We start from the raw sequence: 19,391 nt of genomic DNA, 5'->3' as shown, positions 1-19,391 counted from the left end.
CGGACGGTCATCTCGGAACGCCGCGGCGCCCACGCGTTGAGAGATGTCCCACGCGACGGCTTCGTGGGGGTTCGCCGGGCGCCGGTCAGGGTACCTGCGGCCCGGTCCACGGCAGCTGAGCTGCCATCTGCCGTCCGAGCTCGTCGGTGAGACTGCGGACGTAGGTGGCGCTCAGGTGGTGGGGGTCCTTGTAGACGGTGATGTTGCCGACGATCGCCGGGCACCGCTCCGCGTCGCAGATCCCGTCCGACATGTCCAGGGGATGGAAGTCGGGTCGCGTCGCGGCGAGCGCAACCGCGGGATCCTCGGGAGCGAGGACGGCGTCGCGGCGTGACCCGCAACTCTCGGCGTCGCCGCCGTCGGCGAGGCAGATCGGCGTGTCGATCGTGCCCTTCGCGTTCTTCGGCCAGGGCGTGTCGCGCATGCCGAGCACGGGGACGCCGGCGCCGAGGAAGCGGTCGAAGATGGGCACATAGTCCGGCGGTACCCAGTCGCCGGGCTCGTAGTCCCGGGGCCGGGTGGAGTTGGTGAGGACGGCGTCGGGTTTGTCGGCGATCACCCGGTCGATGACGCGTTGGCCCCAGTCGTAGCACTCGGGGTAGGGGACCCCGCGCTGTTTGGGGACCGGGTTGGTCGACAACGGACACCCCATCTTGAGGTACGTCGTCACCTTGAAACCGTTGCGTTTGCCGAGGATGTCGAGGGCGGAGATCCACATCTCGGCATGTGAACCACCGGCCAGCGCGATGGTCCGGGTGGCGTTGGGGTCGCCGTAGACGCCGACATGGATCTCGTTGTCGGTGAAGTCGCTCATGTAGCCGTCGGTGGAGGTCTCCGGGAAGTCCTTGATCACGGCCAGAGCGGACGGCTGTGGGTCGACCGCGGGGACCGGCCAGCCGTCGAGAAGTGCGCGCGCACCGGGGTATGAGCGGGGGTCGAGATTCTTGGTGTCGACGACGATGTTGGCGACGTGTCGTTCCCACACGGTGATCCCTATACCGGTCACCAAGGTGGCCACCACCAGGATCGAGGTCACCACCGAGGTGTACGACAACCACCGGGATCGCCCGTCGCGGGTGCCGCGGACGAGCGCCGACCGGTTGCCGCCACGCAACGGATCCTCGATGTAGCGCTTGGTCAGCCAGGCCAGCCCGACCGACACCGCGAGGATGCCGACGCCTTCGATGAAGTTCGCGTGGTTCTTGTCGCGCCATGTCAGGTAGAAGATGAGCAGCGGCCAGTGCCAGAGGTAGAGGGCGTAGGCGATCGTGCCCAGCCATACCGGCCAGCTGCCGGCGAGCCAGCGGTTGACGACGGGCATCTCCTGCGCGGCGGCATGCGCCCCACTCGGTGGCTTCTGCAGGGCGGTACCACCGGCCCAGATGATGAGCAGCGTCGCGCCGACCGGGACGAGGGCCATCGGTCCCGGGTAGGCGTTCACGCCGTCGATCCAGAATCCGCAGCTGACGATCAGCGCCAGAGCGAAGACCGTCGCGATGTTGCGCACCCAGTTGGGGACGCGCAGGGTCGGCAGCCAGATCGCCAGCAGGCCACCGGCGAGCGGCTCCCAGAGACGCGAGAGCGTGTCGTAGTAGTTGTAGGGCTGGTTGATCGCCAGCCCGCGGTGCGCCCAGTAGAACGACACCAGCGCTACGAGCAACAGCGCACCGCCGACGACGAGCCGGATGATCCGCGGGTCGGCGAACGGCTGCGCGAGGCGGGCGCCGAGTTTCAACAGTGCCGCGAACGCGAGCGCGACGAGGAGTGTCAGGACGAAGAACTGGCCCTGCACCGACATCGACCAGATGTGTTGCAGCGGACTGTTCGCCGAGCTCGCCGCGAGGTAGTCCTGAGAATTCTGCGCCAGGTACCAGTTCTGGTAGTAGAGCGCGCTGGCGATGACCTCGCGCCCGACGTTGGCCCAGCGTGTCTGGGGCAGGATCAGCAGGGTGAGCAGGGTGACCGCGATCAGCACCGTGAACAGTGCCGGGAGCAGCCGCTTGAGGAGTCGTTTCAGCCGCGGCCACGGGTTGAGCGTGTCCCGGAAGGTGACGTGCGGGGCCTGACTGGAGATCGCGTGCCGCAGTAGCGAGCCGATGAAGAAGTACCCGGACAGCGTGAGGAAGACGTCGACGCCGCCGGAGACCTTGCCGAACCAGACGTGGAAGCAGGCGACGAGGGCGATGGCGATGCCTCGCAGGCCGTCGAGGTCGGTCCGGTAGGCGGGCGTCGTCGGAGTCGAGGGCGCCGACTCCGGTGCCACCACTCTCGTCGTCGATGCCACAGAAGGTGTCTTTCCGGTCGGGGGTGGGCCGCCTCTCGCGGGGTCGGGCCGGGGCTGATCGGCTAGCAATGTACCCGCCGAAGCTGTGAAATTCCGATTCCGGCGGATGCGACACCCGGCCGATCGGGCCGTCCGGGAGCTGCCGTCAGGGACCTACCGAGTCCGTCGCGTGCGCGCCCCGTCGAGGATGATCGACAACCCGTCGCGGAACTCGCCGCCGAAGTCGCGCCCCGACGGCTCGATGACACCGAGCCGTTCCATCTGCGCGCGGGTCTGCTCCTCGATGGTCAGGCCGATGACCAGCTGGCACAGTGCGGTGCTCACGGCTTCGGCGTCGCGGATCGACAGTCCGCCGGCGTGGCCGGCGGCGATGATGTCGGCGGTGATCGTCTTCGCGGACAGGCCGCTGGCCCAGCTCGACGAGACGATCTCGGCGCTGTCGGGGACCTCGAGCAGCGCCGCCCGCATGTCGGTCGCCAGTCGATCCAGCCGGTCATCCCAGCGAATTCCGGTGTCGGGGATGGCGACAGAGCCGAGGATGTCGTCGGCCAGCGCGGCCAGAAGTGTCTGCTTGTTGGGGAAATGCCAGTACAGCGCATTGGGGCGCACGCCGAGTTCGGTGGCCAACCGTCGCATCGACAGGTCGGCCAGGCTGTGCTCGCCGAGGATGTCGCGGGCTGCGCGGAGAACGTCGGTGCGGCTGTTGCTCACCCGCGTCAGCGTAGTGATCTCGGCAGAGGTCGCCGGAACCAGCCGCCTGTACACCGTCCAGGGTTGCCTGTACGGTGTTCAGGACTCCTGGACGTTGTCCAGGAGTGCCGCCGTCACAGGGAGAAAGGTGCACCGTGGACTCCGACGAGATCAGTCGCGTCGACGCCCAGCACATCTGGCATCCCTACGGCGCGATGCCCGCGCCGGCCCGCCCGCTCGTCGTGTCGTCCGCATCGGGTGTTCGACTGCAGCTCGCCGACGGACGATCGGTCGTCGACGGGATGAGTTCCTGGTGGGCGGCGATCCACGGTTACCGGCACCCGCGCCTCGACGCCGCCGCGACCGCACAGCTGGGCCGGATGTCGCACGTCATGTTCGGCGGTCTGACCCACGAACCCGCCGCACGTCTCGCCCGGTTGCTGGTCGAGGTGACCCCGGCGCCGCTGCAGAAGGTCTTCTTCTGCGATTCGGGCTCGGTGTCGGTCGAGGTCGCGGTGAAGATGGCGCTGCAGTACTGGCGGAGCCGCGGGCAGGCGGGACGTACGCGGTTGATGACCTGGCGCGGCGGCTACCACGGCGACACCTTCACCCCGATGAGCGTCTGCGACCCCGAGGGCGGGATGCACTCGATGTGGTCGGCGGTGCTGGCTCGCCAGGTCTTCGTCGACGCCCCGCCCGCCGAGTTCCGGCCCGAGTACGTCGTGCGGCTCGAGGACGCGGTCCGCGCGCACCGGGACGAGCTGGCCGCGATCATCGTCGAACCGATCGTCCAGGGCGCCGGCGGCATGCGTTTCCACGACGCCGAATACCTGCGCTCCCTGCGCGACATCTGTGACCGGCATGACGTCCTGCTCATCTTCGACGAGATCGCGACGGGTTTCGGCCGTACCGGCACGATGTTCGCCGCCGATGCCGTTCCCGGTCCGGGTGGCCCGGCGTCGACGGACCCGGGTGTGTCGCCCGACATCATGTGCGTCGGCAAGGCCCTGACAGGTGGATACATGACGCTGGCCGCCACGCTGTGCACGACGCGGATCGCCGAGGTCATCAGCGAGGGAGAGGCGGGCGGCCTCGCGCACGGGCCGACTTTCATGGCCAACCCGCTCGCCTGCGCGGTCGCGGTCGAGGCGATCGAGTTGTTGCTCGAGTCTCCGTGGGCCGATCGGGTGCACGCGATCGAACAGGGTCTTCTCGACGGCCTGGCGCCGCTGGGGGATCTCGACGGGGTGTCCGACGTCCGGGTGAAGGGGGCCATCGGCGTCGTCGAACTCGACCGTCCGGTCGACATGACCGCCGCCACCGAGGCAGCGGTGGATGCGGGCGCCTGGCTACGACCGTTCCGGAATCTGGTGTACACGATGCCTCCGTTCATCTGCACGGACGAGGACATCGCCGTGATCGTCCGCGGGGTCGCTGCTGCCGTCCGTGTGAGCGTCCGCGACCGCCGACCGATGGGAGTCGGGGCATGACATCCACGCAGACGCCGAGCGATGTCGGTGCCGGTCGCGATGCCGGTGGCCGCGCCGACGGCGGCGAGGTCGGGCTCGCGTGGCTGGCCGGCGCCGCACGCGATCGGGTCGAGGCCGGTCTGCATCGTGAGCCGCACGTCCGTCGGGCCGATGGCGACGAGATCAACCTCGGTTCCAACGACTACCTCGGCCTGTCGACGCATCCCGCCGTCATCGCCGGTGCGCAGGCCGCCGCCCGGCAGTGGGGTGGCGGTGCGACGGCCTCACGCCTGGTCGTCGGGACGACCAGCGCGCACACGGACCTCGAAGCCGAGCTGGCCGACTTCCTCGACTTCCCCGCCGCCCTTGCCTTCTCGTCGGGGTACCTCGCGAATGTCGGGGCGATCACCGCGCTGGCGCAACGAGGCGACCTCATCGTCAGCGACACCGGTACGCATGCGTCACTCATCGACGGGTGCCGGTTGTCGCGTGCCCGTGTGGTGGTCGTCGACCGCGGCGACCACGACGCCGTCCGCTCCGCGCTGGCGCAGCGCACCGAACGGCGTGCGCTGGTCGTCACCGATTCGGTCTACAGCATCGACGGTGAGCCGGCGCCGGTCGCCGACCTCTACGCTGCCGCACGCGCCCATGGTGCGGTGCTGCTCGTCGACGAGGCGCACGCACTGGGGGTCCGAGGACCCGGTGGCCGCGGCCTGCTCGCCGAGCGCGGTCTGTCCGGGGCGCCCGACCTCGTGATGACGACCGTGCTGTCGAAATCCCTGGGGTCGCAGGGCGGGGTGGTGCTGGGGTCGCGACTCCTGCGGTCACATCTGATCGACTGTGCCCGTCCCTTCATCTTCGACACCGGTCTCAACCCGGCGGCGGTGGGGGCCGCGCGTGCGGCCCTCGACGTATTGCGCCTCGATCCCGGACTGCCGGAACGGTTGCGCGACAACACCCGCCACCTCGCCCGGGCCTGCGGCGCCGAGGAACCCGCCGCAGCGGTCATCTCGATCATCGTCGGCGACCCGCAGCGTGCGGTCGCGGCGGCCGCGGCCTGCCGGGCACGAGGTGTCCTGGTCGGGTGCTTCCGGCCCCCGTCCGTGCCGCCCGGTACCTCCCGCCTCCGGATCACGGTGCGCGCCGATCTCGACACCGAGATCCTCGACCACGTGGCCGGCGTCGTCGACGCGGCCCTGCGTGAGGTGGGCGCCCGATGACCGCGTCTTCACGCGGCCGCGTACTCGCCGTCACCGGTACCTCCACCGATGTCGGCAAGACTGTCGCGACCGCTGCGCTCGCCGCCGCGGCGCACCGGCTCCCTGAGGTGTCAGGTCCAGGATCGACGAGCCCCGCGGGGCCCGCTGACCGGGTCGCCGTCTACAAGCCGGTGCAGACCGGGATGGGTCCCGGTGAACCGGGTGATCTGGCCGAGGTCGTCCGACTCGCCGGTGAGGTCACGACCGCGGAATCGTTCCGATATCCCGAGCCGCTCGCACCCGACACCGCCGCACGGCGCGCCGGGATGGCGTTCGCCGATCCCGCCGCGATCGTGCGCACGGTGGACGAACTGGCCGAGTCCCACGCCCTGACCCTGGTGGAAGGGGCAGGCGGGGTGATGGTGCGACTGGGCGAGTCGGCCACCCTGCTCGACATCGCCGCGTCGACGCTCGTGCCGGGAACCGCGGACGGAGTCGTCGTGGTGGTGGCGCCGGGTCTCGGCTCGCTCAACCATGCCGAGCTGACCGTCGATGCCGTGCGGTCGCGCGGACTGCGGCCGGCCGGCCTCCTGATCGGGTGGTGGCCTGACGATCCCGATCTCGCAATGCGCTGCAACCGCACCGACCTGCCGCGCGTCACCGGCGTACCCGTCGTCGGCGTCCTGCCCGCAGGCGCGGCGGCTGTCGAACCCGCGCGGTTCCGTCGGCTCGCACCGTCCTGGTTCGACCCGGACTGGCTCGCCACCACCCTGTCCCACCTTCCGGAACAGCTCGTCCGGACTTCGTAACCCGTTCCCGTCAAGGGACATTCATCTCGAGGAGTACACCAGTGACCCAGGCAACCGTCGATGCAGCCGGCACGACCGAAACCTCCGAGGACATCCTCGCGCTCGCCCGCGAGCAGGTGCTCGAGCGCGGCGAACCACTCGATCGCGATCAGGTCCTGCGCGTCCTGCGTCTGCCCGATGAGCGCCTCACCGAGCTGCTGCAACTGGCGCACGACGTGCGGATGCGCTGGTGCGGACCGGAGGTCGAGGTCGAGGGCATCATCTCGTTGAAGACCGGCGGGTGCCCGGAGGACTGCCACTTCTGTTCCCAGTCGGGACTGTTCGCCTCACCGGTGCGCAGCGCCTGGATCGACATCCCGTCCCTGGTCGAGGCGGCCAAGCAGACCGCCAAGACGGGTGCGACCGAGTTCTGCATCGTGGCCGCGGTCCGCGGGCCCGACAAGCGGCTGCTGAGTCAGGTCGCGGCGGGAATCGAGGCCATCCGCAACGAGGTCGACATCCAGATCGCCTGCAGCCTCGGCATGCTCACCCAGGAGCAGGTCGATCAGCTGCGCGACATGGGCGTGCACCGCTACAACCACAACCTCGAGACGGCACGCAGCCACTTCCCGAATGTCGTCACCACCCACACCTGGGAGGAGCGCTGGGACACCCTGCGCATGATCCGCGACGCCGGGATGGAGGTCTGCTGCGGCGGCATCCTCGGTATGGGCGAAACACTCGAGCAGCGTGCCGAGTTCGCGGCCGAGCTCGCCGAACTCGAGCCCGACGAGGTGCCCCTGAACTTCCTCAACCCGCGGCCCGGAACCCCGTTCGGGGATCTCGACGTGCTGCCCGCGTCCGAGGCGCTCAAGTCGGTCGCGGCGTTCCGTCTGGCGCTGCCGCGCACGATCCTCCGGTTCGCCGGAGGGCGTGAGATCACCCTGGGGGACCTCGGCGCCAAACAGGGCATTCTCGGCGGCATCAACGCCGTCATCGTCGGCAACTACCTCACGACGCTCGGTCGTCCGGCCGAGGACGATCTCGATCTCCTCAGCGATCTGTCGATGCCGATCAAGTCGCTGAACGACACGATCTGACGACCGGTTCCGGCGATCGGTAGCGTGTTCTCATGATCGACACCGTCCCGGGTCCGCTCGCCGAACCGTGCAGGTTCGGCGTCTACACCGGACTCGAACTGGAACTGCAGGCGCCCGAGGCGATTCCGCCGGCGGCCCGTCTCGGTCTGGAACCGCCGCGCTTCTGTGGGCAGTGCGGCCGGCGGATGGTCGTCCAGGTGCGGCCCGACGGCTGGGACGCACGTTGTTCGCGTCACGGCACCGTCGACTCGACGGAGCTGGGCCGACGATGAGCGTGTCCGACGGCTCGCACGTCCGCGGGTTCGAACCCGGATCGCCCCGACGGCTGGTGCGCCCGCTCGCACGGCTGGTCGCCGTGGTGCTCGCTGTGCTGGCGCTCGGTGCGGTCGCGGGCGTCATCTGGGGGCTCGTCACCCCCGCGACCACCGGGATCGTCGTCGAAGGCCTGCGTCGGGAGGACGTCTCGACCGACTTCGGCGGGGTCGGAGCGTTCGCGCTGGTGATGTTCGCCTACGGCGGCGTTGCCGCACTGCTCGTGTGGTTCACGGCCCGGACCTGGCGCGGGGTCCGCGGATTCGTGGCGCCGGTGACGGCGAGCGCTGCCGGTGGGGCGCTGGCGGCGACGGTCGGCATGTGGGTGGCGGGCCTGCGCTTCGACGACGACCCGGCCACGATGCCGGTCGAGGCGGTCTACCGCGTCGCGCCGGAACTCTGGCTCGACGGTGGTACGCGATCGGGACCGAGCGACCCGTGGACGCTGCTCATCTGTGCCCCGTTCGCGTTCGCAGTGGTGTACCTGGTGTGCGTGTTGTCCTCGCGGACCGCCGATCTCGGCGTCGGTGATCTCGACGACATCGACTGGCCGGCGGTCGACATCACATCGGCGGACGCAGCGTCGCGAACTCGTCCGTGACGCGTAATTCCTTGTCGGCGAAGGCGTAGAGGGCCGGGGGCCGGCCCCCGGAACGACCGGTCTTGCCGACGGTTCCGGTGGCGACCACGACGGCCCGGCGGCTCAGGATGCGCAGGAGATTGGTCGTGTCCACGGGATATCCCAATGCGGCGCAATAGATATCGGAGAGTTGCGACATCGGGAAGCGGGCCGGCGCCAGCGCGAAGGCGATGTTGGTGTAGGACAGTTTCGCGGCCAGCCGATGCCGGGCCGCGTCGATGATGTCACCGTGATCGAAGGCGAGCGACGGTAATCGGTCGACGCCGAACCAGGCGGCGCCGTCGGGCAACGACGCGGACGCGTCCGAGGGCACCAGTCCCATGTAGGTCGACGCGATCGTGCGGACCACGGGCACCCGCCGCGGGTCGGAGAACACCGACAACTGCTCGAGATGCGCTATCTCCCGGACGTCGAGGGTGTCGGCGACGAGCCGGCGGGCACTCGCCGACAGCGTCTCGTCGGTTCCGACGCCGCCGCCGGGAAGTGCCCAGCAGTCGGTGGATGACCGCGAGAGCAGCACGCACAGCGATGCGTTGTCCTCGTCGGTGCCGGGGGAGGACGCCCGGATCTGGAACACGACGCTGAGCACTTCCACCCGGAGTGTCGTGCCGTCGGCGATGGGCGGCTCGGACCCGGCGGCTGGCATGCGCTCGATTGTAGGGCTCGGCTCGCTCGATCGTGCCCGCTGGTGAGCCGGGAGGATCAGCGCCGAGCAGTGTCGGAGCCGCTCGCGCTACCGCGGTCCGTTCGACGTCAGTATCAGCGCCTCGCCGTCGGTGACCGCGATGGTGTGTTCGCTGTGGGCACCGCGCGTACCGTCGAACGAGCGAATCGTCCATCCGTCGGCATCGAACTTGATGCGGTCGGAACCCAGGGTGAACCAGGGTTCCAGCGCGAGGGTGAGGCCGGGACGCAGCCTCATGCCGCGGCCGGCCCTGCCCACGTTGGCCACGTGCGGGTCCTCGTGCATGGTGCGTCCGAGTCCGTGACCGCCGAATTCCGTGTTGACGCGATAGCCGTACGACTTGGCGACCGATCCGATGGCGGCGGAGATGTCCCCGAGTCGTCCCTCGGGTCGTGCGGCGTCGATGGCGGCCGCAAGTGCCTCCTCGGTCGCCTCGACGAGACGCCGGTCCTCGGGTCTCGGTGTCCCGACGATGATGCTCCGGGCGGAGTCGGCCACCCAGCCGTCGATCGACACCGCGATGTCCATCGACAGCAGGTCTCCGTCGGCGAGCACGTGATCGTGCGGAAGGCCATGCAGCACAGCGTCGTTCACCGACAGACAGATGACATTGCGGAACGGTCCGCGCCCGAACGAGGGGGAATAGTCCCAGTAGCACGATTGCGCACCACGTGCGGCGATCAGCTCGCGTGCACGCTCCTCGAGATCCAGGAGGTTCACACCCACGTCGGCGCGCTCGGTCAGGTCGTCGAGCAGGTCGGCGATGAACTTCCCGGTCACCCCCATCGCGGCGACCTCGTCGGGTGTCTTCAGTTCGACCATCTGGTGTCCTTCGGTGTCGAGTCGGGGTGTGGACGGTATAGAAATACCGTCGCTCCGGTATAGGTATACCGGATCGGCTACGATCGCCGCATGGTGCGTAACCCGTTGACCCCGGAACAGATCGCCGCCGGCCGCCGGCTGGGGGCCCGGTTGCGCGAGTTGCGCGGGGGACGCCCGCTCGGTGATGTCGCGGTCGGCGCCGGGATCTCACCCGAGACGCTCCGCAAGATCGAGACCGGGCGGATGCCGACACCGGCGTTCGCGACGATCGCCGCGCTCGCCAGGGCCCTCGACACCTCGCTCGACGACCTCGCGCTGGTGCTCGAGGCCGAGGTGGCGCGCGCCGGATGACCCCGCAGCAGGAGTCGGCAGGGCGATCGGAGCTGACCTACCGGGAGGTCGGTGCCACCGCCGGAGAGCTGCCGGAGGGTTACCACCACGTGCGCCGCTCGCGCGTCGTCGGTGCCGGACAGGACTGCTTTGTCGCCGCCTCGTCACGAATCCTGAACTGGGACATGCATCGTCGTGCCGGCCTCGAGGTCGTCGCCGAACGCGACGGTGGGCTCCCGGCCGTCTCGGTCGGCGCGTCGGTCACCCTGCGCCTGGGGATCGGACGCGTGGGGCTGCCCGCACGATGCCGGGTGGTCGAGGTGATCGACTCCGACCGCGAGCGGGGCTTCGCCTACGGCACCCTGCCCGGGCACCCGGAGTCCGGTGAGGAGCGGTTCTGGGTGCAGTGGTGCGACGACGACACCGTCGTCGGGCACATCGTCGCCTTCTCGCGGCCGGGTCGATGGTTCACCCGGCTGGGCGGTCCCGTCGGCAGGTTCGTCCAGTCGAGGATGACCGACCGTTATCTCGACGCCCTCATGTGTCCCTGACAGGGGATCCGCGGGTGGCGGGCGGTCACCGGTGCCCGTCGGCGACCGTCGCGGGAATGCCTGCGGTGTGGCGAATGTTACGATGCATAGCGTTTTCGACCACGAGTCGAAAACCTGCCTCGGACACACGGCCCGTGATCTGGGGAACCAGCGTCCCGGAGCCGATGGTCGTTCCGGGCAGCCAGAGGAGTGGCAATGAGCATCACCAGCGATCGCCCGGCGGCCGTGACCGCGCCTACAGCGTCGGCGCTCATCGATGCGCAGTGGTATGACGCACCCGGTGGATACACCGGTGTCGAGCCGACCCAGGAGTGGGCGGACGAGGTCCGTCGACTCGCCCGCGCTCGCAACGCGACGCTGCTCGCGCACAACTACCAGCTCCCGGCCATCCAGGATGTGGCCGATCACGTCGGTGACTCTCTCGCGCTGTCGCGGATCGCGGCCGAGGTCGACTCGGACGAGATCATCTTCTGCGGCGTGCACTTCATGGCGGAGACCGCCAAGATCCTGAGCCCCGAGAAGCGGGTCCTGATCCCCGACGAGCGCGCCGGTTGCTCGCTGGCCGACTCGATCACCGCGGACGAACTGCGCGCATGGAAGGCCGAGTACCCCGACGCGCTGGTGGTGTCCTACGTCAACACCACCGCCGAGGTGAAGGGGCTCACCGACATCTGCTGCACCTCGTCGAACGCTGTCGACGTGGTCGCCTCGATCGATCCCGACCGCGACGTGCTGTTCCTGCCCGATCAGTTCCTCGGCGCGCACGTCAAGCGCGAGACCGGTCGCGACAACATCCACATCTGGGCGGGCGAATGCCACGTCCACGCCGGTATCAACGGTGACGAGCTGACCGCGCAGGCCAACGCTCACCCCGATGCCGACCTGTTCATCCACCCGGAGTGCGGGTGCGCGACGTCGGCGCTGTACCTGGCGGGCGAGGGCTTCGTGCCCGAGGAGAAGGTGAAGATCCTCTCGACCGGCGGCATGCTCGACGCGGCCCGCGAGACCGGTGCCAAGCAGGTCCTCGTCGCCACCGAGGTCGGGATGCTGCACCAGTTGCGTAAAGCCGCGCCGGGCGTCGACTTCCAGGCGGTCAACGATCGCGCGTCGTGCCCCTACATGAAGATGATCACTCCCGCCGCCCTGCTCCGGTGCCTGCGCGAGGGTCGCGACGAGGTCTTCGTCGCCGCCGATGTCGCCGCGAAGGCGCGCAAGAGCGTCGAGCGGATGATCGCGATCGGCAACCCCGGCTCGGGCGAATGAGCGCTGGCGTGAGCGACGATTTCGTCGGTCAAGCCGCGGGTGGCGAACTGGGTGCCGCGGTCACCGACGAGGTCCGCGCGTTGATCCGGACCGCGCTCGACGAGGACCTGCGGTACGGGCCCGACGTCACGACCGCGTCCACGGTGCCCGCCGATGCGGTCGTCGACGCGGCGATCATCAGCCGCGCGCACGGCGTCATCGCCGGTGTCCCCGTCGTCGAGGCGGTCTTCGACGAGGTGATCGGTGTGGGCGAGTACTCGATCGGGACCCGGGTCGACGATGGTGGCCGCGTCGAACCGGGCACCGTCGTGTTGTCCGTGCACGCCCCGACGCGCGCGCTGCTGACCGCGGAACGCACTGCGCTGAACCTGATCTCGCACATGTCGGGTATTGCCACGGCCACCGCGGCCTGGGTGGCCGCGGTGGAGGGGACCGGCGCGAGAATCCGTGACTCCCGAAAGACGCTGCCCGGTCTGCGCCACCTGCAGAAGTACGCGGTCCGCGCCGGCGGGGGAGTCAACCACCGGATGGGTCTCGGCGACGCCGCCCTCATCAAGGACAACCACGTCGTCGCCGCAGGGTCGGTCGCGGCCGCGTTGCGGGCCGTGCGAGACGCAGCACCCGGGTTGCCCGTCGAGGTCGAGGTGGACTCGCTGTCCCAGCTCGACGAGGTCCTCGAACTGCAACCGCAGCTGGTGCTGCTCGACAACTTCGAACCGTGGGCGACCCAGATGGCCGTGCAACGTCGCAACACCCGCTCGCCCGAGACCAAGCTGGAGAGCTCCGGCGGGCTGTCCCTCGACGTCGCCGCCGACTACGCCCGTACCGGCGTCGACTACCTGGCCGTCGGGGCGCTGACGCACTCGGTCACCGTGCTGGACCTCGGCCTGGACATCCCGGCGCCGTAGGCGCTCAGCTATCTGCGCCGCCCGTTCGGACGTCGACCTCGAAGACCTCGGTACGGGCGATCACCCGATCTCGCTCGCCCCCGAGCGCCGCGCGGCGTGGGTCGGCGAGATAGGCGTCGAGTGCGCTGCGATCGGCGAAGCGCAGGATCTGCACCTCGTGTGGTGTGCCGTCGTGTCCGTCGCCGACCACCCGGTTGAGCACCGCGCCGCCGTGTTCGGGGAGCAGACCGAGAACGGTGTCCTCGTATCGGGTCAGGGCGTCGGCCGCGCCGTCGTGCGCCCAGAGCAGGCAGCAGAGGGACAGCGGCACTTGTGGTTCGGACACGCGTCGGAGGGTAATCGCGACAAGCTGGTCGCGCGAGAGGGTTACGGCGCACACTCGACGGAACACGGCGCACGGTCGGCGGAAAGCGGCGCACGGTCGGCGGAAAACGGCGCACGGTCGACGGTTCGGGAGCTCGGCGGATTGTTGCGGCAGTGTCGTCCGGATGGCGGACCATACTGCCGCAGCTCTCGCGGGGAGGACCGTCGCACCACCCGCACCAGAAACCCGCTGGCATCCGACACGTATCCTTGTCGGGTAAATCCGCAGCCACCAGGAGAGATCATGCTCGCCCGAATTGACCTGCGCGGTAGCACGCCGACGCTCGCCGAGTTGCGTCGTGCGCTGCCCCGCGGGGGCACCGATGTCAACGCCGTCCTCGACACGGTGACGCCGGTGGTGCATGCGGTCGCCGAGAACGGCAGCACATCCGCACTCGACTTCGGGGAGAAGTTCGACGGCGTCCGTCCCGCATCCGTACGGGTGCCCGCGCAGGTCATCGCCGACGCCCTCGCCGAGCTCGACCCGCAGGTGGCCGACGCGCTACGCGAATCCATCCGGCGCGCGCGGACGGTCCACGCCGACCAGCGCCGTGAGACCACCCGCACGCAGGTCGTCGACGGCGGTGTCGTCAGCGAGAAGTGGATCCCGGTCCGCCGCGTCGGCCTCTACGTCCCCGGCGGCAACGCCGTCTACCCGTCCTCGGTCATCATGAACGTCGTGCCCGCCCAGGAGGCCGGGGTCGCTTCGCTGGTCGTCGCCTCACCGCCGCAGAAGGACTTCGGCGGATGGCCGCACCCGACCATTCTCGCCGCCTGCGCGCTCCTCGACGTCGACGAGGTGTGGGCGGTCGGCGGCGCCCAGGGCGTCGCCCTGCTCGCCTACGGCGGTGTCGACACCGCGCAGGCCGATGTCCCGAACGCGGTTCTCGACCCCGTCGACCTCATCACCGGTCCGGGCAACATCTACGTCACCGCCGCCAAGCGCCTCTGCCGCAGCGTGGTGGGCATCGACTCCGAGGCCGGCCCGACCGAGATCGCGATCCTCGCCGACGACTCCGCCGATCCCGGCATCCTCGCCTCCGATCTCATCAGCCAGGCCGAACACGACGTGCTCGCGGCCTCGGTGCTCGTCACCGACAGCGCCGACCTCGCCGACGCCGTCGACGCCGCGCTCGACACCCAGGTGGCCGCCACCAAGCACCGTGAGCGGGTCACGACGGCGCTGTCGGGGGACCAGTCGGGTGTCGTCCTCGTCGACGACCTGGAGGCCGGGCTGGCCGTCGTCGACGCCTACGCGGCCGAACACCTCGAAATCCAGACGCGCGACGCCGCAGCGGTCGCCGACCGCGTGCACAACGCAGGTGCGATCTTCGTCGGCCCGTACGCCCCGGTGAGTCTCGGTGACTACTGCGCCGGCTCCAATCACGTTCTGCCGACGTCGGGTTCGGCGCGGTTCGCCTCAGGCCTGTCGGTACAGACGTTCCTCAAGGGCGTCCACGTCATCGACTACGACGAGGCCGCGCTGCGGGAGGTCGCCGACAAGGTGGTGACCCTGGCCGACGCCGAGGACCTGCCCGGCCACGGCGACGCGGTCAAGCAGCGTTTCGTGGGGAGCGCGGACCGATGACGGCCGCCGATCCGATGACGGGCGCGCCGGGCAGCGCGATCGCCGTCGACGATCTGCCCCTGCGCGAGAACCTGCGCGGCAAGACCGCCTACGGAGCGCCGCAACTCAAGGTGCCGGTGATCCTCAACACCAACGAGAACCCGCATGCCCCGTCGCAGGCGTTGATCGACGACCTCACCGCATCCGTGCGGGACGCGGCGGCCGAACTGCACCGCTACCCCGACCGCGACGCCGTCGCTCTGCGTGCCGACCTGGCGGCGTATCTGACCCGGGCGACCGGGGTTCGCCTCGGCGTCGAGAACCTTTGGGCGGCAAACGGTTCCAACGAGGTCCTGCAGCAGCTGCTGCAGGCGTTCGGCGGGCCGGGACGCAGCGCGCTCGGGTTCGTGCCGTCGTACTCGATGCACCCGATCATCTCCGACGGCACGGACACCACCTGGCTGGTCGCCGCGCGGGCGGGCGACTTCTCCCTCGACACCGAGTACGCGGTCGCCGAAGTCGCCAACCGGCGGCCCGACGTCGTCTTCGTGACCTCGCCCAACAACCCGACCGGCGGCTCGATCCCGCTCGCCGATCTCCGCCGGATCGTCGAGGCCGCACCGGGCATCGTGATCGTCGACGAGGCGTACGCGGAGTTCTCCGCGGCGCCCAGCGCCGTCGAGCTCATCGACGAGTTCCCGTCGAAGGTCGTCGTCAGCCGCACCATGAGCAAGGCGTTCGCCTTCGCCGGCGGACGCCTCGGTTATCTCGCCGCGGCGCCGGCCGTCGTCGACGCCATCCAGCTCGTGCGGCTGCCCTACCACCTGTCCGTGCTGACCCAGGCTGCTGCGCGCGCGGCCCTTCGGCACAGCGACGACACCCTCGCCGGGGTCGCCGCGATCATCGCCGAACGCGAGCGTGTGGTCGCCGCGCTGACCGAATCCGGGTACCGCGTGGTCGAGTCCGACTCGAACTTCGTGCTGTTCGGTGGTTTCCGGGATGCGGCAGCGTCGTGGCAGCGTTACCTCGACCAAGGCGTCCTCATCCGCGACGTCGGGATCGCCGGCCACCTCCGGGTGACCGTCGGACTCGCGCACGAGAACGACGCCTTCCTCGACGTCAGCCGCACGCTCGCCACCACAGATCTGGAGAACACCCAGTGAGCAACCCCGCATCCGAGAGCCGGGCACCACGTATCGCGAAGGTCGAACGGACCACCCGGGAGTCGTCGATCTCCGTCGAGCTGAACCTCGACGGCACCGGCGTGACGAACATCTCGACGGGCATCGCGTTCTTCGACCACATGCTGACCGCGTTCGGTCAGCACGGCAGCTTCGACCTCGCGGTCAAGGCCGACGGCGACATCGAGGTCGAGGGGCACCACACCATCGAGGACACCGCGATCGTCCTGGGCCAGGCGCTGGGCCAGGCTCTCGGCGACAAGAAGGGCATCCGCCGCTTCGGTGACTCCTGGATCCCGATGGACGAGACACTCGCCCAGGCGGTCGTCGACGTCTCGGGCCGTCCGTACTGCGTACACACCGGCGAACCCGACCACATGCTGACCGCCGTGATCGGGGGCTACCCCGGAGTGCCGTATTCGACGGTCATCAACCGGCACGTCTTCGAGTCGATCGCGCTCAACGCACGCATCGCGCTGCATGTCCGTGTCCTGTACGGCCGCGACCAGCACCACATCACCGAAGCCGAGTTCAAGGCCGTGGCCCGCGCCCTGCGCGCCGCCACCGAATACGACGCGCGCGTCACCGGTGTGCCGTCGACGAAGGGGGCGTTGTGACCACCGCCGACGTCGCCATCCTCGACTACGGGTCGGGCAACCTGCGGTCGGCGCAGCGTGCGCTGGAACGGACCGGGGCACAGGTCACGGTGACCTCCGATTTCACCACCGCACTCGAGGCCACCGGATTGGTCGTGCCCGGGGTCGGCGCGTTCGCGGCCTGCATGGAAGGGCTCCGCGCGGTCAAGGGCGACCGGATCGTGGGCCGCCGTCTCGCCGGCGGCCGCCCGGTGCTCGGCATCTGCGTGGGCATGCAGATCATGTTCGAGCACGGCGTCGAGTTCGGTGTCGAAGCCGACGGCTGCGGGGAGTGGCCGGGCAGCGTGACCCAGCTGCCGGCGCCGGTGCTCCCGCACATGGGGTGGAACACCGTCGACGCCCCGGAGGGCTCGGTGCTGTTCGACGGACTCGATGCCGACACCCGCTTCTACTTCGTGCACTCCTATGCCGCGCAGACGTGGGACATGGACAACGTCGGGTCGCCCCTGCGAGCACCCAAGCTGACCTGGTCCGATCATGGTGGTCGCTTCCTGGCCGCGGTCGAGAACGGGCCGCTGTCGGCCACCCAGTTCCACCCCGAGAAGTCCGGCGACGCCGGAGCCCACCTGCTGGAGAACTGGGTGCGGGGACTCTCATGACCGGGGCCGCGCCGGGTCGCGACGACGGCGAGTCCCCGGCCGACCCCGGCCGGTCCGGATCGAGCGATTTCTCGATCGCGAAACTCGCCTTCTACGCTCTCGGTGCAGGCGTGCTGGTGCTCGTCGTGTCGGTGCCGATCATCGTCCTCTGCGCACACTGGTCACCGATCGCCGGACTCGTCGCCGCGCTGGTGGCGGTGGCTGCGATGATCGCCGCGATCGGTACCGTTGCCAACCGCATGGTGGACCGGGCCCGTGCGGGTCTGCTCGCCGAGCGGGCCGGGCACGTCCGCGGCCCGCGCCCGCCACTCCAGCCCCCGGAGTGACACCGAACGACCGCTCGACACGCATACAGACAAGGAAACGACTCACCCATGGGTAGCACCCTCGAACTCCTTCCCGCCGTCGACGTCGCCGACGGGCAGGCAGTCCGCCTGGTCCAGGGCGCGGCCGGCACGGAGACCTCCTACGGCTCCCCGCGCGACGCCGCCTTGGCGTGGCAGCGCGACGGCGCGGAGTGGATCCATCTGGTCGATCTCGACGCCGCCTTCGGGCGCGGCGACAACCGCGATCTGCTGGCCGGGGTCGTCGGGGAACTGGACGTCAAGGTCGAGCTGTCCGGCGGCATCCGCGACGACGACTCGCTCGCCGCGGCGCTCGCCACCGGATGCACCCGGGTGAACCTCGGCACCGCCGCCCTCGAGAACCCGGAATGGTGTGCCCGCGCGATCGCCGAGCACGGTGACCGCATCGCGGTCGGGCTCGACGTCATCAGGGATGGCGCGTCGTACCGCCTGCGCGGTCGCGGGTGGGTCACCGACGGCGGCGACCTGTGGGAGGTTCTCGAGCGGCTCGACCGCGATGGCTGCGCCCGCTACGTGGTGACCGACGTGTCCAAGGACGGCACCTTGGCCGGCCCCAACCTCGAACTGCTCGCCGAGGTCGCCGCCGCCACCGACGCGCCGATCGTCGCCTCCGGTGGCGTCTCCGCCATCGACGACCTCGTCGCCATCGCCGGCCTCACCGGGCAGGGCGTCGAGGGTGCGATCGTCGGCAAGGCGCTGTACGCGGGCCGGTTCACGCTGCCCGAGGCCCTCACGGCGGTCGCCGAGGCCTGATGACCGCATCGCACACCACCCTCGATCTCCCTCGGCTCCTCGACACCGCCGGGTCGATCCTCGACGACGCCGTCGAGCGTTTCGTCGACGGCCAGGGCGCGCCGAGTGCCGTGGACAAGGGCGGGACCGACTTCGCCACCCAGATCGACCTGGATCTCGAACGCCACATCGGCGCGGCGCTCGCCGATCGCACCCAGATACCGGTCCACGGTGAGGAATTCGGCGGCGCCGACGTCGTCGACGGCCCGGTGTGGGTGCTCGACCCGATCGACGGGACCTTCAACTACTCCGCCGGGATGCCGCTGACCGGCATCCTCCTCGGCCTCGTCGTCGACGGCCAGGCGACCCTCGGTCTGACCTGGCTGCCGCTGGTGGGCCGCCGCTATGCGGCGCATGTCGACGGGCCGCTGTTGCTCGACGGCACACCCGTCGCCCCCGCTCCCGACATGGAATTGTCCGAGGCGGCCGTCGCTTTCGGTCCCTTCGACGCCCGCGGAGGTGGCCGCTACCCCGGGACCCGCCGCGCGGATCTCCTGCGCGAACTCAGCACCCGCGCCGCGCGGATCCGGATGACCGGCTCCACCGGTGTGGACATGGCCTTCACCGCGGCAGGTGTGTTCGGCGGCGCGATCGCGTTCGGCAGGCACCCGTGGGACAACGCGGCAGGCGCCGCACTCGTCCGCGCCGCCGGGGGCGTGGCCACCGACATCGCGGGCCGGCCGTGGACGGTGTCGTCACCGTCGCTCGTCGCGGGCACCCCCACCGTCCACGCCGGATTGATGCGCGTCATCCACGAGACGATCGAGGAGTGGTCGGAATGAACGTCCGGTCTCCCGATGCAGCTACCGGTTCCGATGTACACCCAT

At 69.9% G+C, this 19,391-nt stretch carries 22 protein-coding genes; 17 read left to right on the top strand and 5 right to left on the bottom strand.

Going from position 1 to position 19,391, the window contains the following annotated elements; genetic code table 11:
- Positions 1-85: 85 nt before the first annotated feature.
- Together ACSUZC_RS14155 and ACSUZC_RS14150 are read right to left on the bottom strand one after the other, a co-directional pair.
- Complete coding sequence (locus ACSUZC_RS14155; RefSeq protein ID WP_439029166.1) at positions 86-2,263, bottom strand: acyltransferase family protein; 2,178 nt, start codon at positions 2,261-2,263, stop codon at positions 86-88.
- 174 nt (positions 2,264-2,437) lie between these two features.
- Positions 2,438-2,995, bottom strand: a complete 558-nt coding sequence (locus ACSUZC_RS14150) for a TetR family transcriptional regulator (protein WP_439029165.1) — start codon at positions 2,993-2,995, stop codon at positions 2,438-2,440.
- A gap of 134 nt (positions 2,996-3,129) precedes the next feature.
- Between ACSUZC_RS14150 and ACSUZC_RS14145 the strand changes: the two genes are divergently transcribed.
- Genes ACSUZC_RS14145 through ACSUZC_RS14120 form a run of 6 tightly spaced genes read left to right on the top strand, consistent with a single transcriptional unit; the run spans position 3,130 to position 8,443 of the window.
- Entirely contained in the window at positions 3,130-4,464 is a 1,335-nt protein-coding gene (locus ACSUZC_RS14145) for an adenosylmethionine--8-amino-7-oxononanoate transaminase (protein WP_439029164.1), read from the top strand.
- Positions 4,461-5,663: an 8-amino-7-oxononanoate synthase gene (locus ACSUZC_RS14140; RefSeq protein WP_439029163.1), complete on the top strand. Its 1,203-nt coding sequence runs from the start codon at positions 4,461-4,463 to the stop codon at positions 5,661-5,663. Before ACSUZC_RS14145 ends, ACSUZC_RS14140 begins: the two co-directional genes overlap by 4 nt.
- Positions 5,660-6,451, top strand: a complete 792-nt coding sequence (gene bioD / locus ACSUZC_RS14135) for a dethiobiotin synthase (protein ID WP_439029162.1) — start codon at positions 5,660-5,662, stop codon at positions 6,449-6,451. Before ACSUZC_RS14140 ends, bioD begins: the two co-directional genes overlap by 4 nt.
- A gap of 41 nt (positions 6,452-6,492) precedes the next feature.
- Entirely contained in the window at positions 6,493-7,530 is a 1,038-nt protein-coding gene (gene bioB, locus ACSUZC_RS14130) for a biotin synthase BioB (RefSeq protein WP_439029161.1), read from the top strand.
- A 32-nt stretch (positions 7,531-7,562) separates the two neighbouring features.
- The gene (gene bsaP / locus ACSUZC_RS14125; RefSeq protein ID WP_238421662.1) at positions 7,563-7,802 is read left to right on the top strand and encodes a biotin synthase auxiliary protein BsaP; all 240 of its coding nucleotides are present in this window, start codon (positions 7,563-7,565) and stop codon (positions 7,800-7,802) included.
- Positions 7,799-8,443 (top strand): DUF2567 domain-containing protein, encoded by a 645-nt coding sequence (locus tag ACSUZC_RS14120; RefSeq protein WP_439029160.1) that lies wholly within the window; start codon positions 7,799-7,801, stop codon positions 8,441-8,443. The genes bsaP and ACSUZC_RS14120 overlap by 4 nt, the downstream gene beginning before the upstream one ends.
- Here the strand turns inward: ACSUZC_RS14120 and ACSUZC_RS14115 are convergent.
- Positions 8,406-9,128, bottom strand: coding sequence for an NUDIX hydrolase (locus tag ACSUZC_RS14115; RefSeq protein ID WP_439029159.1), 723 nt, complete (start codon positions 9,126-9,128; stop codon positions 8,406-8,408). The two genes, ACSUZC_RS14120 and ACSUZC_RS14115, sit on opposite strands and share 38 nt — an antisense overlap.
- Positions 9,129-9,215: 87 nt before the next feature.
- Positions 9,216-9,989, bottom strand: coding sequence for a type I methionyl aminopeptidase (gene map, locus ACSUZC_RS14110; protein WP_439029158.1), 774 nt, complete (start codon positions 9,987-9,989; stop codon positions 9,216-9,218).
- A 90-nt stretch (positions 9,990-10,079) separates the two neighbouring features.
- Here map and ACSUZC_RS14105 point away from each other — a divergent pair, with 90 nt between their 5' ends.
- From ACSUZC_RS14105 to nadC, 4 genes are all read left to right on the top strand, one after another.
- On the top strand, positions 10,080-10,340 hold the full coding sequence (locus ACSUZC_RS14105) for a helix-turn-helix domain-containing protein (RefSeq protein ID WP_238421658.1): 261 nt from the start codon (positions 10,080-10,082) through the stop codon (positions 10,338-10,340).
- A complete protein-coding gene (locus ACSUZC_RS14100) occupies positions 10,337-10,870 on the top strand; it encodes a DUF1990 family protein (protein ID WP_439029157.1) in 534 nt (177 codons plus the stop codon). Before ACSUZC_RS14105 ends, ACSUZC_RS14100 begins: the two co-directional genes overlap by 4 nt.
- 195 nt (positions 10,871-11,065) lie before the next feature.
- Positions 11,066-12,133 (top strand): quinolinate synthase NadA, encoded by a 1,068-nt coding sequence (gene nadA, locus ACSUZC_RS14095; RefSeq protein ID WP_439029156.1) that lies wholly within the window; start codon positions 11,066-11,068, stop codon positions 12,131-12,133.
- Complete coding sequence (gene nadC, locus ACSUZC_RS14090; protein WP_439029155.1) at positions 12,130-13,041, top strand: carboxylating nicotinate-nucleotide diphosphorylase; 912 nt, start codon at positions 12,130-12,132, stop codon at positions 13,039-13,041. The genes nadA and nadC overlap by 4 nt, the downstream gene beginning before the upstream one ends.
- Positions 13,042-13,045: 4 nt before the next feature.
- Here the strand turns inward: nadC and ACSUZC_RS14085 are convergent, their stop codons facing one another.
- Positions 13,046-13,366, bottom strand: a complete 321-nt coding sequence (locus tag ACSUZC_RS14085) for a hypothetical protein (RefSeq protein WP_439029154.1) — start codon at positions 13,364-13,366, stop codon at positions 13,046-13,048.
- A gap of 282 nt (positions 13,367-13,648) precedes the next feature.
- Between ACSUZC_RS14085 and hisD the strand changes: the two genes are divergently transcribed.
- The 7 genes from hisD to ACSUZC_RS14050 are packed head-to-tail and all read left to right on the top strand — an operon-like array spanning position 13,649 to position 19,346.
- Positions 13,649-14,992: a histidinol dehydrogenase gene (gene hisD, locus ACSUZC_RS14080; protein WP_439029153.1), complete on the top strand. Its 1,344-nt coding sequence runs from the start codon at positions 13,649-13,651 to the stop codon at positions 14,990-14,992.
- The gene (locus ACSUZC_RS14075) at positions 14,989-16,134 is read left to right on the top strand and encodes a histidinol-phosphate transaminase (RefSeq protein WP_439029152.1); all 1,146 of its coding nucleotides are present in this window, start codon (positions 14,989-14,991) and stop codon (positions 16,132-16,134) included. Before hisD ends, ACSUZC_RS14075 begins: the two co-directional genes overlap by 4 nt.
- Positions 16,131-16,769, top strand: a complete 639-nt coding sequence (gene hisB / locus ACSUZC_RS14070; protein WP_439029151.1) for an imidazoleglycerol-phosphate dehydratase HisB — start codon at positions 16,131-16,133, stop codon at positions 16,767-16,769. Before ACSUZC_RS14075 ends, hisB begins: the two co-directional genes overlap by 4 nt.
- A complete protein-coding gene (gene hisH, locus ACSUZC_RS14065; RefSeq protein WP_439029150.1) occupies positions 16,766-17,407 on the top strand; it encodes an imidazole glycerol phosphate synthase subunit HisH in 642 nt (213 codons plus the stop codon). The genes hisB and hisH overlap by 4 nt, the downstream gene beginning before the upstream one ends.
- Positions 17,404-17,733 (top strand): hypothetical protein, encoded by a 330-nt coding sequence (locus ACSUZC_RS14060; protein ID WP_439029149.1) that lies wholly within the window; start codon positions 17,404-17,406, stop codon positions 17,731-17,733. Before hisH ends, ACSUZC_RS14060 begins: the two co-directional genes overlap by 4 nt.
- Before the next feature lie 48 nt (positions 17,734-17,781).
- Entirely contained in the window at positions 17,782-18,525 is a 744-nt protein-coding gene (gene priA, locus ACSUZC_RS14055; protein ID WP_439029148.1) for a bifunctional 1-(5-phosphoribosyl)-5-((5-phosphoribosylamino)methylideneamino)imidazole-4-carboxamide isomerase/phosphoribosylanthranilate isomerase PriA, read from the top strand.
- Positions 18,525-19,346, top strand: a complete 822-nt coding sequence (locus tag ACSUZC_RS14050) for an inositol monophosphatase family protein (protein WP_439029147.1) — start codon at positions 18,525-18,527, stop codon at positions 19,344-19,346. The genes priA and ACSUZC_RS14050 overlap by 1 nt, the downstream gene beginning before the upstream one ends.
- The last annotated feature ends 45 nt before the right edge of the window (positions 19,347-19,391 follow it).

The sequence above is a fragment of the Gordonia terrae genome, assembly GCF_051789125.1.
Lineage (GTDB): Bacteria > Actinomycetota > Actinomycetes > Mycobacteriales > Mycobacteriaceae > Gordonia > Gordonia terrae_A.
Note: the sequence above shows the minus strand (reverse complement) of the source record. Positions and strands in the feature narration are given on the sequence as shown.

Excerpts from the sequence above, each read along its gene's own strand:
- ACSUZC_RS14140 (WP_439029163.1), top strand. The coding sequence starts at position 4,461 with ATGACATCCACGCAGACGCCGAGCGATGTCGGTGCCGGTCGCGATGCC.
- bioD (WP_439029162.1), top strand. The coding sequence starts at position 5,660 with ATGACCGCGTCTTCACGCGGCCGCGTACTCGCCGTCACCGGTACCTCC.
- bsaP (WP_238421662.1), top strand. The coding sequence starts at position 7,563 with ATGATCGACACCGTCCCGGGTCCGCTCGCCGAACCGTGCAGGTTCGGC.
- ACSUZC_RS14120 (WP_439029160.1), top strand. The coding sequence starts at position 7,799 with ATGAGCGTGTCCGACGGCTCGCACGTCCGCGGGTTCGAACCCGGATCG.
- ACSUZC_RS14115 (WP_439029159.1), bottom strand. The coding sequence starts at position 9,128 with ATGCCAGCCGCCGGGTCCGAGCCGCCCATCGCCGACGGCACGACACTC.
- map (WP_439029158.1), bottom strand. The coding sequence starts at position 9,989 with ATGGTCGAACTGAAGACACCCGACGAGGTCGCCGCGATGGGGGTGACC.
- ACSUZC_RS14105 (WP_238421658.1), top strand. The coding sequence starts at position 10,080 with ATGGTGCGTAACCCGTTGACCCCGGAACAGATCGCCGCCGGCCGCCGG.
- ACSUZC_RS14100 (WP_439029157.1), top strand. The coding sequence starts at position 10,337 with ATGACCCCGCAGCAGGAGTCGGCAGGGCGATCGGAGCTGACCTACCGG.
- nadA (WP_439029156.1), top strand. The coding sequence starts at position 11,066 with ATGAGCATCACCAGCGATCGCCCGGCGGCCGTGACCGCGCCTACAGCG.
- nadC (WP_439029155.1), top strand. The coding sequence starts at position 12,130 with ATGAGCGCTGGCGTGAGCGACGATTTCGTCGGTCAAGCCGCGGGTGGC.
- hisD (WP_439029153.1), top strand. The coding sequence starts at position 13,649 with ATGCTCGCCCGAATTGACCTGCGCGGTAGCACGCCGACGCTCGCCGAG.
- ACSUZC_RS14075 (WP_439029152.1), top strand. The coding sequence starts at position 14,989 with ATGACGGCCGCCGATCCGATGACGGGCGCGCCGGGCAGCGCGATCGCC.
- ACSUZC_RS14060 (WP_439029149.1), top strand. The coding sequence starts at position 17,404 with ATGACCGGGGCCGCGCCGGGTCGCGACGACGGCGAGTCCCCGGCCGAC.
- priA (WP_439029148.1), top strand. The coding sequence starts at position 17,782 with ATGGGTAGCACCCTCGAACTCCTTCCCGCCGTCGACGTCGCCGACGGG.
- ACSUZC_RS14050 (WP_439029147.1), top strand. The coding sequence starts at position 18,525 with ATGACCGCATCGCACACCACCCTCGATCTCCCTCGGCTCCTCGACACC.